Annotated in this window: 1 protein-coding gene; it reads left to right on the forward strand. The window is 72.4% G+C overall.

Going from position 1 to position 330, the window contains the following annotated elements; translation table 11 throughout:
* Positions 1–330: hypothetical protein (locus R5H29_RS03030; protein ID WP_332328714.1), on the forward strand; the 330-nt coding region annotated here is incomplete at both ends.

Below are 330 nucleotides of genomic sequence, written 5' to 3' on the forward strand. Positions count from 1 at the left end.
CACGCCGGCGGCGACCGGGCCCGGGGCCGGCGCGGTTGCGGCGGCGGCCGGGGCGCCGGTGATGGGCGAGGTGAACCTGGTGGTGAACGCCGGCGCCGTGGTCACCGCGTTCGAGGCGGCGGAGCTGCGTCATCTGGCGACGCGCATCGGCAAGTCCGGGCTGTTCACCGATGTGGCGGTGAACGACACGATCCATCCGGTGACGTTGCGGCTCGATCTGGCGCAGGATTGCAGCGGGACCCTGGCCGAGGGGGTCGGGGCGGTCGCGTCCTCCGCGACGCTGTTCATTATTCCGCATCCGGAGACGTGCGTGTTCACGCTGCGCACGCG

The organism is Stenotrophomonas sp. A3_2, assembly GCF_036624925.1.
Taxonomy (GTDB): Bacteria; Pseudomonadota; Gammaproteobacteria; order Xanthomonadales; family Xanthomonadaceae; genus Stenotrophomonas; species Stenotrophomonas hibiscicola.